The 11,225-nt window shown below is 39.4% G+C and carries 7 protein-coding genes; 3 read left to right on the top strand and 4 right to left on the bottom strand.

Going from position 1 to position 11,225, the window contains the following annotated elements:
• Positions 1-91: 91 nt before the first annotated feature.
• Complete coding sequence (locus tag CXF89_RS19515; RefSeq protein ID WP_007584799.1) at positions 92-742, bottom strand: response regulator transcription factor; 651 nt, start codon at positions 740-742, stop codon at positions 92-94.
• Positions 743-846: 104 nt separating this feature from the next.
• Complete coding sequence (acs, locus tag CXF89_RS19510) at positions 847-2,787, bottom strand: acetate--CoA ligase (protein WP_121955524.1); 1,941 nt, start codon at positions 2,785-2,787, stop codon at positions 847-849.
• Positions 2,788-3,227: 440 nt separating this feature from the next.
• Between acs and CXF89_RS19505 the strand changes: the two genes are divergently transcribed.
• Both CXF89_RS19505 and CXF89_RS19500 read left to right on the top strand, forming a co-directional pair.
• Positions 3,228-4,394: a DcaP family trimeric outer membrane transporter gene (locus CXF89_RS19505; protein WP_010554447.1), complete on the top strand. Its 1,167-nt coding sequence runs from the start codon at positions 3,228-3,230 to the stop codon at positions 4,392-4,394.
• A 268-nt stretch (positions 4,395-4,662) separates the two neighbouring features.
• Complete coding sequence (locus CXF89_RS19500) at positions 4,663-6,771, top strand: TonB-dependent siderophore receptor (RefSeq protein WP_121955523.1); 2,109 nt, start codon at positions 4,663-4,665, stop codon at positions 6,769-6,771.
• Positions 6,772-7,058: 287 nt separating this feature from the next.
• Here CXF89_RS19500 and recA read toward each other — a convergent pair whose 3' ends face one another.
• Positions 7,059-8,102 carry a recombinase RecA gene (gene recA, locus CXF89_RS19495; RefSeq protein WP_007584792.1) on the bottom strand — a complete coding sequence of 348 codons (1,044 nt, stop codon included), beginning with the start codon at positions 8,100-8,102 and terminating at the stop codon, positions 7,059-7,061.
• A 68-nt stretch (positions 8,103-8,170) separates the two neighbouring features.
• Positions 8,171-8,659 carry a CinA family protein gene (locus CXF89_RS19490; protein WP_121955522.1) on the bottom strand — a complete coding sequence of 163 codons (489 nt, stop codon included), beginning with the start codon at positions 8,657-8,659 and terminating at the stop codon, positions 8,171-8,173.
• Positions 8,660-8,680: 21 nt separating this feature from the next.
• Between CXF89_RS19490 and mutS the strand changes: the two genes are divergently transcribed.
• Positions 8,681-11,225: DNA mismatch repair protein MutS (gene mutS / locus CXF89_RS19485; RefSeq protein ID WP_121955521.1), on the top strand; the 2,545-nt coding region annotated here is incomplete at its 3' end.

Here is an 11,225-nt window from a genome sequence, read left to right as displayed (position 1 = left end):
AGTACATGCAAAAAAAAAGCTAGTCGAATAAAAATGAAAAGAAAAGGATGAAACGACAAAAAAAGAGGCTTAGCCTCTTTTTGTATAAAAATTATGCCTGCTCTATTGGCTCGAGTTTTAATTTAGCGGCAATTAAAACGGCTTGGGTACGATTGTACACGCCGAGTTTTCTAAATATGGCTGTAATGTGTGCTTTTACTGTTGCTTCTGATATGTGCAGTTCATAAGCAATTTGCTTATTAAGTAAACCTTCGTGCAGATATTGCAGTACTCGGTATTGTTGAGGCGTTAATGAGGCAACTTGCGCTGCTATTTCTCTATCTTCACCTTCAATTTCAGCTACTTTGTTTTTTAGCTCTTTTGGTAGCCATGTATCGCCTTCAAGTATTTGGTTAATTGCACTGGCAATATCATCAGACGATGACGATTTAGGAATAAAACCCATAGCGCCGTAACCCATTACTTTTGAAACTATATTAGCGTCTTCACTACCCGAAACAACGGCAATTGGTAAGCTTGGGTATTCTTCTCTAATACGAATAAGACCATATAAATCACCATTACCTGGCATGTGAAGGTCTAGCAGTAATATATCAAGATCCTCTTGCTCGCTTAACACTTGCAGTGTGCTGTCAAAATCGGATGATTCAAAAACCTCTAAACCTTCAAATTTTGCGCTCAATGCGCCCTTTAGTGCTTCACGAAATAACGGATGATCGTCCGCTATTAAAAACTGACTCATGGTTCACTCCTAATGAATTCGGCTGCCAGTTAGGTATAAAACCCTTACTGACAGCCGATATACTACGTTTAGAATCAACTTGTAATCAAGTTTTTAACGCACATTTAACGATTTAATCTGTTCTCGATTAGTTCATCAACTACAGATGGATCTGCAAGCGTTGACGTATCACCGAGTTGTTGGTGCTCATTTGCAGCGATTTTACGTAAAATACGACGCATAATCTTGCCTGAGCGCGTTTTAGGTAAACCCGGTGACCATTGAATCATATCTGGTGATGCTATTGGGCTAAGCTCTTTACGAACCCAGTTACGTACCTCTTTGGTTAACTCATCGCTTACTGTTACACCTTCATTAGGCGTAATATAAACATAAATACCTTGGCCTTTAATATCATGCGGGTAACCCACTACTGCAGCTTCGGCTACTGCTTCGTGCGCAACTAAAGCACTTTCAATTTCGGCAGTACCAAGGCGATGGCCTGATACGTTAAGTACATCGTCCACACGTCCTGTGATCCAGTAATACCCGTCTTCATCACGACGACAACCATCACCTGTAAAGTAAACACCTGGGTAGGCGCTAAAATAAGTTTGTTCAAAACGTTCATGGTCGTTGTAAACCGTTCGCGCCTGCGATGGCCAGCTATCTAAAATTACTAAATTACCGTCTACAGCACCCTCAAGGTTATTGCCTTCAGCATCAAATAATGCAGGGGCAATACCAAAAAATGGATGTGTCGCAGAACCAGGTTTTGTATCAGTTGCACCCGGTAAAGGCGTAATCATTATGCCACCGGTTTCTGTTTGCCACCACGTATCAACAATCGGACAATTAGATTTACCAATACTCTCGTAATACCACGTCCATGCTTCTGGATTTATTGGCTCACCCACCGAGCCTAAAATACGTAAACTATCGCGATTTGACGAAGCTGTTGGCTCATCACCTTTCGCCATTAGCGCACGAATTGCTGTAGGCGCAGTATATAAAATAGTTACACCGTGTTTATCAACAATTTCGCCCATACGTCCTGCAGTTGGATAAGTTGGTACACCTTCAAATAATACTTGTGTACAACCGTTTACTAATGGCCCGTATGCAATGTAACTGTGGCCTGTGATCCAACCTACATCGGCACTACACCAATACACATCGTCTTCTTTTAAATCAAATACGTATTCATGTGTCATTGATGAGTAAACTAAGTAGCCACCAGTCGTATGCACAACCCCCTTCGGCTGACCTGTTGAACCTGACGTATATAGAATAAACAATGGATCTTCAGCGTTCATTGGCTCTGGTTCACACTTTGCTGGTAAATCAGCAACTAGGTCATGCCACCATATATCGTGCTCATTCCAATCAACTTCACCGCCAGTTAATTGGTGCACAATAACATGCTCAATTGAGGTTACAGTTTCTTGCGCTACCGCTTCATCTACATTTGCTTTTAATGGAACACAATTACCCGCTCTGCGCCCTTCATCTGAAGTAATAACGACCTTGGCACCCGAATCTCGAATACGATCTGCAATCGCAGAAGGTGAAAAGCCACCAAATACAACCGAATGAATAGCACCAATACGTGCACAAGCCTGCATTGCATAAACAGCTTGAGGCGTCATAGGCATATAAATCGCTACACGGTCACCTTTTTGAACACCTAGCTTTTTTAAACCATTGGCAAACTTGGCTACTTCATCATGCAATTGTTGATAAGTAATATTCTCACTTTGAGATGGGCTGTCACCTTCCCAAATAAGCGCCGTTTTATCTGCTTTGGTTTTTAAGTGACGATCGATACAATTGTACGAAGCATTAAGGTAGCCATCCTCATACCATTTAATATTTATATGGCCTTTGTCGAATGATGTGTTTTTAACTTTTGTATAAGGGGTAGACCAATCAAGACGTTTGCCATGCTCACGCCAAAAACTTTCTGGGTCATCAATAGATTGCTTGTAAAGCGTATTATATTTATTTTTATCTACAAGAGTCGCATCTTTAATATGCGCAGGAACTGGATAGATACTTTGTGACATCTTAGTCTCCATTTAAATTACTTGCCTTAAGCTTTTATCAAGGATTACTCAGCAGTGCTACATTAAGTATTAGACCTTAGTTGTACACCTCTTCAATTTCCTCATTTGTAGTTTATAATCCTTCTGCTTTCAATTTTTTTACATAAATAATACAACGCGTTAAATGTAAGTAAATACAAACTAATCTGCTCTCAAACCTTAGTCTTATAGACCAATAGGTAATTGAGTAAATATTGCACATATTCAACAGTGTTGTCGTACTCTAATAAAGATATTTTGTTGTACTTACTAAAATGCTTTATTTAACGAATGAAAATAGAAAGTGAATTGAAAGCCAAATTAACAACCCTTTTTATTCGTAAGTAATACTCGTAGCAAGTAATACAAATATCTATGAAAAAAAAGTAACAAATAACAAGTAGCCTATAAAGGACACCACAATGAAATTTACCCCATTAAAAACATTGGCAGCAAGCGCTGTACTATGTGCACTATCAAGTACTGCATACGCGGCAACTGCTGCAAAAATTGGTGATACCGAATTTACTTACGGTGGATACATTAAACTCGACTCTATGTGGAGTGATTATTCAGCGGGTGCGCCTGCAGGTTCAAACGTAGGTCGTGACTTTTACGTACCAAGTACGCTAACAGTTGGCGACGATAACAGCTCAGATGCAGTGTTTGATATGCATGCTCGCGAGTCACGCTTTAACTTTGGCACAGCCACTGTTATGGATAACGGTAAGACCGTTAACACTAAAATTGAGATTGATTTTTTAGCCTCAGCTGCTGGCGGCAATGAACGTGTATCAAACTCTTATGCTCCACGTATTCGCCATGCGTTTGTGACATACGACGGTTGGTTATTTGGTCAAACATGGTCTAACTTTCAAAACGTGGGTGCCCTTGCTGAAACGCTTGATTTTGTAGGCCCAGCTGAAGGCACTATATTTGTTCGTCAATCGCAAATTAAATATACCACTGGCGCATGGTCTTTCTCATTAGAAAACCCAGAAAGTACAATTTCTACTACTAGCGGTATGGTAGTAACTGATGATGCATCATTGCCTGACTTTACAGCTCGTTACACACACAAAGCTGATTGGGGTAACATTGTTGTTGCAGCGCTTGCTCGCCAACTTACCTATAAGGTAGGCAGTGTTGATGCAGATGAAACATCTTTTGGTATTAGTGCGTCGGGTAAAATAAACCTTGGTGAAGACAACCTTAAATTTATGCTTACTCAAGGTAAAGGCTTAGGCCGTTACGTAGGCTTAAACGTTGCTCACGGCGCAGTACTTAATGGCGATGAACTAGATGCCATTGATTCGACTTCTGGTTTTGTTGCTTACCAGCACAAGTGGACAAGCCAATGGCGTTCAACGTTCTTATACTCTTTCTTCTCTGCTGATAACAACACTGATTTATTAGCTATTTCTGGTGATCCGACTGAATCAAGCCAAAGCTATAGCGCTAACATTTTATATTCCCCTGTTAAACGCCTAACATTTGGAGCTGAGCTAAAACATGCTGAGCGTGAAACTGAAAGTGGCGTAGATGGCGATTTAGATCGTTTACAATTCTCTGTTAAATACTCTTTTTAATAACTAAAAAGCTAACTACTTTAAAAAAGCGGCCTAGGCCGCTTTTTTTATAATTCAATTTAAGTTAAAAAAACAACCATATTTTTATAAGTCATATCGCTTATCCTAATCATAATATTATTTACAGACTAAGTAACTTACCCTAAAACAGCGCAAACGCGTTTACAAATGATAATAGTTTTTGTTTGAGTTTGTTAATTCTAAATAGTAGAATGTCCCAATTATTTAAATAAACTCAAATAATATTAAATATTAATTAAGGGAAAACATGAAACTCAATCGCACTTTTGCACTTTCTTCATTAGTTTTAGCTATGGGTTTTTCAGCTCAAGCGCAAGAAACACCAACTAAGAATACAGTTGAAAATAACAATGAACAAATGGAAGAAATATTAATAGTAGGTGTACGCCAAGATCGAGTTAGCCAAGGTGCTACCGGTTTAACTATGGAGCTTAACGAAACACCACAATCTATTAGTGTAATTGGCGCAGAGCAACTTCAAAACTTTGCAGCAAATAGTATTAATGACGCATTGAAAATGGCTACGGGTATTACTGTAGAACAAGGTGAAACTAACCGCACACGATACACGTCTCGTGGTTTTGATGTTAAAAGCACTCAAGTTGATGGTGTTGGTCTACCTAATAACTGGGGCCTTGTTACTGGTGCTATGGAAAGTTACGGTTATGAAAAAATAGAAGTTATTCGTGGTGCTAATGGGCAATTAACAGGCGTTGGTAATGCAGCTGGTACTATTAATTATGTTCGAAAACGCCCAACAAATGAGAATGAAGGTGAAGTAGGTATTTCTGTAGGTACTTATGGTTTAAAGCGCTTGCAAGCTGATTATTCATTTTTATTAACAGATTCTGGTAGCTGGGCTGCACGTGTTGTTGGGGCTGCAGAAAGCTCTGATTCATACCTTGATGGTTTAGAAAACGATCGTACTTACCTCTCTGCTGTAGTTGATGGACAACTTACTGGTAATTCAACACTTTCATTTGGTGCTTCACATCAAGATGCGAATACAGATGGAACCATGTGGGGAGGATTACCACTTTCATATGCCGATGGCACACAAACGCAGTGGGATGTAAGTACAAGTACAACCCAAGAGTGGACTAAATGGGATACTCTTAATACCACAGCTTTTATTGAATATACTTATGTATTCGATAATAACTGGGAAATTAAAACAACTTATAATTACCAAGACTCAGAAGATCAAAGTAAATTACTTTACCTTTATGACGCTTATGGAATGTTTGATAGTGAAACTAATTTAGGTTTAGTCAGTATTCCTGGACGATATGATACAGAATTCTCAGCTGATTTATTTGATATAACAGCTAAAGGTGAGTACAGCTTGTTTGGTCAAGAGCATGAGTTAATGCTTGGTGGTAGTATTTCACAAAGTACATCTTACTCTTTTACTAACTCTTACGATGCAGCAACAACTGAAGCTTATGGTTTAGCGCCTGCTTTTCCATACGCATTAGATGCGATTGCTGAACCTATTTGGGGTGAACGAACTAAGTATGCTGATATTGATGTTACTTTAAAGCGTTTTTTTGGTTCTACTAAATTAAACCTAACAAGTGACTTATTTGTTATTGCGGGCTTTAACGCTATCGATTATGAGCGCACAGGCTTTAGCCAAGGCGTTGATATAGATAATGATGAAAGTGAGGTAAGCCCTTACCTTGCAACAACGTATGCAATTAATGATGATGTTAATGTATATGTAAGCTATTCCGATATTTATCAGCCACAAGAGCAGTACGATTACGATGGTAACTTTTTAGATCCAAGTAAAGGTGTTAATTACGAAGTTGGAGTGAAAACTCAATGGTTTGATGATCAACTACTTGCAACCTTTGCCGTATTTAGTGCAAAACAAGATAATATTGCAACTTATGCAGGGCTAAACGCATCTGGATTTACTTACTATAAAGGAGCTGATCAAGATACCCAAGGCTTTGAATTAGAATTAACCGGACACATAACTGATGATCTAAATGCTGTATTTGCATATACATACTTAGATATAAATGATGACGCAGGCGACAGTTCTCATGAATGGGAACCTGAAAATGTTGTTAATTTTTCATTAGATTATACGCTGCCTCAACTACCTGAGTTTCAGTTTGGTTTAGCCGGTAAATGGCAATCAAAAACAGAAAATATAGCCAGCAATGTTAAGCAGGATTCTTATTTACTTATGAACGCATTTGCTCGATGGGATGCTAGCGAAGACTTATCAATTCAAGCTAACATTGATAACATCACAGATGAAAAACATATTACTAGCTTAGCTAATGTCGGTTTTTATGGCTCTCCTATTAGTGGAAAAGTTAGCTTAACTTATCGCTTTTAAAGTTCTATTTTAATTAGGTCGCATTCTTTAACTCTTCTCCTGATTAAAATGTATAGCGTATGATCGTTCTGCTCTTCATTTAGTATAGTAATCACTAGTGCAGTGCCTACTCATGAGTGATGTAACTGCATGTTTTTTATAGATTAAATTAAAAAACGACACATTTTTAATGTGTCGTTTTTATTTTATCTACTTTAAGTTTTTAACAACAAAAAAGCGCTAATCATTACTGATTAGCGCTTTTTAATGCTCGGGTCAAATCAAGCTTAAAAACTCATTTTAGGCTGTTAAAGGTCAGCGTCATCGCCTAACTTATCTTCACCATCTTCTGGTTCAATAGTTGCTTTTAGTAAAAGCATTTCGCGTAACTTGCCTTCAATCTCATCTGCAATTTCTGGGTTTTCTTTCAAAAACTTAATTGAGTTAGATTTACCTTGGCCAACTTTGTTGCCACAGTAGCTATACCAAGCACCTGCTTTTTCAACAATTTTGTGCTTAACACCTAAGTCAATTAACTCGCCTTGCTTAGAAATACCTTCACCATACATGATGATAAATTCAGCTTGTTTAAACGGCGGCGCAACTTTGTTTTTAACAATTTTAACGCGTGTTTCGTTACCAACAACTTCATCGCCTTCTTTAACAGAACCAATACGACGAATATCAATACGAACAGATGCGTAAAACTTAAGTGCATTACCACCTGTTGTTGTTTCTGGGTTACCAAACATAACACCAATTTTCATACGGATTTGGTTAATGAAAATACATAACGTGTTAGAGCGTTTAATGTTACCAGTAAGCTTACGTAATGCTTGTGACATTAAACGTGCTTGTAAGCCCATGTGCGAGTCGCCCATGTCGCCTTCAATTTCAGCTTTTGGTGTAAGTGCAGCAACCGAGTCAATAATAACAACGTCTACCGCGCTTGAGCGCACTAACATGTCACAAATTTCTAATGCTTGCTCACCGGTATCTGGTTGCGATACAAAAAGCTCATCAATGTTAACACCAAGCTTTTGTGCATAAACTGGATCTAGAGCATGCTCAGCATCAATAAAGGCACATGTTTTGCCTTCTTTTTGTGCTTCTGCGATAACTTGTAAAGTAAGCGTTGTTTTACCAGATGACTCAGGTCCGTATACTTCAACAATACGTCCCATAGGTAAACCACCTATGCCTAAAGCAATATCAATACCTAATGAGCCTGTAGATACAGATTCAATGTTTAACGCTTTGTTATCACCCAATTTCATAATTGAGCCTTTACCAAATTGACGTTCAATTTGTGATAGTGCTGCGTCCAACGCTTTTTGTTTGTTATCGTTCATTTTATTCTCCAAATCCAGCTAATGGAATCAAGTATACTGTATGAAATCACAGTATCAAGCTAATTTTTTTATTTTATCTCATTTATTACACTTTTCAATGCAAATACAATAGCTTGCAGTCTAACTTGAGCCCTATCACCAGAGAATACTTGTTTAAAGGTCAGTACTTTGTCATTAATTTGTATGCCAAACCACACAAGTCCCACAGGTTTGCCATCAGTTGCCCCGCCAGGTCCTGCAATACCCGATACAGCTATAGATATATTTGCATTTGTTGCTTTAATAGCACCTAATGCCATTTCACGCACTGTTTGTTCGCTCACAGCACCGTACTTTGCTAATGTGCTTGCACTTACATTTAGCAAATCTTGCTTTGCTTGGTTGCTGTAAGTCACAAATGCGCGGTCAATATAAGCAGAGCTTCCGGGCGTATCTGTAAGGGCATAACTCACTCCGCCACCAGTACATGACTCAGCACTAGTGATCCATAAGCATTTATCCGTTAAAATAGCGCCTAATTGCGCAGCAAGTGTTTTAATCTCTTGATGTAATTCCATATTCAGCCTTTGGGTAAATACATGTCGTTTGATCTTTATGCACCACACACTATAAAACAACAAACCCCTATGATGCAGCAGTATCTAAAAATAAAATCAGAGCATCGCGATATTTTATTGTTTTATCGTATGGGCGATTTTTACGAACTCTTTTTTGATGACGCTAAACGCGCCGCTCAATTACTCGATATTTCGCAAACTCATCGCGGTAAAGCCGGTGGCGATCCTATCCCTATGGCGGGCGTACCTTATCATGCAGTAGAAAACTACCTAGCACGCCTAGTCCAAATGGGTGAATCAGTCGCTATTTGTGAACAAGTGGGTGACCCTGCAACTAGTAAAGGCCCTGTCGATCGTAAAGTTGTTCGTATAGTTACACCTGGTACAATTTCTGATGAAGCGCTTTTACAAGAACGACAAGACAATCTTCTTACTAGCGTTTGGCAAAGTAAAAAAGGTCTGTACGGTATCGCGTACCTTGATATTAACTCTGGTCGCTTTAACGTTGTAGAGGTTAACACCGACGAAGCCTTTAGCTCAACTATTCAGCGTTTAGCTCCGGCAGAACTTCTGTATAGCGAAAGCTTTGAAAACTTTCATTTAATTGAGCATATAAAAGGTGCCCGCCGCCGCCCAGAGTGGGAGTTCGACTTAGATACGGCTCAGCACTTATTATGCGATCAGTTTGGTACTAAAGATTTAGTTGGTTTTGGTGTTGATAAAGCCCACAGCGCGCTTGTTGCTGCCGGTTGTTTAATGCAATACGTAAAAGATACACAACGTATTGCACTGCCACATATTCGTGCAATTACACTTGAGCACAACGAACACGCTGTTATTTTAGATGCCGCTACTCGTAAAAACTTAGAACTTACCGTTAATTTATCAGGTGGGTTTGAAAATACACTTGCCCAGGTACTTGATAAAACAGCAACACCTATGGGCTCTCGTTTACTTAAGCGCCGTATTCATACACCTGTACGTAATAAAGACGAGCTAAATTCTCGCTTAAATGCAATTAGCGCTATTTTAGATGTACAACTGTGCGGCGAATTACACGAATCATTAAAAGAGATTGGTGATGTAGAGCGTGTTATTGCACGCCTAGCTTTATGCACAGCTCGCCCGCGCGATTTAACTCGCCTTCGCAGCGCATTACAAGCACTTGCGCCACTGCATACTTTGTTAGGTGATGCTAACGATCCTCGTATTACAGGTATTATCAAGCACTCGCCTGAGCTCCCTGATTTACAAGAGTTATTAGAACGTGCAGTGATAGAAAACCCACCGGTACTTATTCGTGACGGTGGCGTTATTGCCCCTGGTTACAACAGCGAACTAGATGAGTGGCGTAACTTAAGTAAAGGTGCAACCGATGTACTTGATCAACTAGAGTTACGTGAACGCGAACGCACGGGTATTAGTACGCTTAAAATTGGTTATAACCGCGTACATGGCTTTTTTATTGAAGTAAGCCGCGCCAATGCCCACTTAGTGCCAGCCGACTACATTCGTCGCCAAACGCTCAAAAATAACGAACGCTATATTATTCCTGAGCTTAAAGAGCACGAAGATAAAGTACTTGGTAGCCAATCAAAAGCCTTAGCGCTTGAAAAGCAACTATACGAAGAGCTGTTCAGATTTATCGCTCCACATATTGAACAGCTGCAAATGATGGCAGCAGCACTGGCCGATTTAGACGTGTTAAATAACTTGGCCGAACGTGCATTTGCACTCAATTATGCAAAACCAGAACTGTGCGATAACGACAATATAAGCATTAAGCAAGGTCGTCACCCTGTTGTTGAACAAGTAATGAAAGAACCGTTTATTGCTAACCCTGTTGAATTAAACAGCCAACGTAAAATGTTGATTATTACGGGTCCAAACATGGGCGGTAAATCAACCTATATGCGCCAAACAGCACTTATTGTACTAATGGCTCACATTGGCAGTTATGTACCTGCAGACAGCGCTAAAATAGGTAATATTGACCGCATATTTACACGTATTGGTGCTAGCGATGATTTAGCATCAGGTCGCTCAACCTTCATGGTAGAAATGACCGAAACAGCGACTATTTTAAATAATGCCACGGCGCAGTCTTTAGTGTTAATGGATGAAATTGGTCGCGGTACAAGTACCTACGATGGGCTCTCGCTTGCGTATGCAACAGCCGATCATTTAGCGTCAAAAATATCAGCTAAAACATTATTTGCTACGCACTACTTTGAGTTAACAGAACTTGCTGAACAAACAACAGGCCTTGTAAACGTGCACCTTGATGCAATAGAGCATAACGATACAATCGCCTTTATGCATACAGTACTTGATGGCGCAGCAAGCAAGAGCTTTGGCTTACAGGTAGCTGCTCTTGCGGGTGTGCCAAAAGCTGTTATTGCACAAGCAAAGCAAAAACTTAAGTTACTTGAAAATCATCAAAGCGTTACTGCACCAAATACAGAACAACAAGCCTTTACTTTTAATAATGAAGTTGCTCAAAATACACCTTCTGAAGTAGAAGAACAATTAAGCGCTATCGACCCTGATAATTTATCGCCACGCC

Origin of the sequence: Pseudoalteromonas sp. MelDa3 (assembly GCF_002863625.1) — a bacterium.
Lineage (GTDB): Bacteria > Pseudomonadota > Gammaproteobacteria > Enterobacterales > Alteromonadaceae > Pseudoalteromonas > Pseudoalteromonas arctica.
The sequence above is the reverse complement of the archived record's forward strand: the minus strand, read 5'-3'. Positions and strand labels throughout refer to the sequence as shown.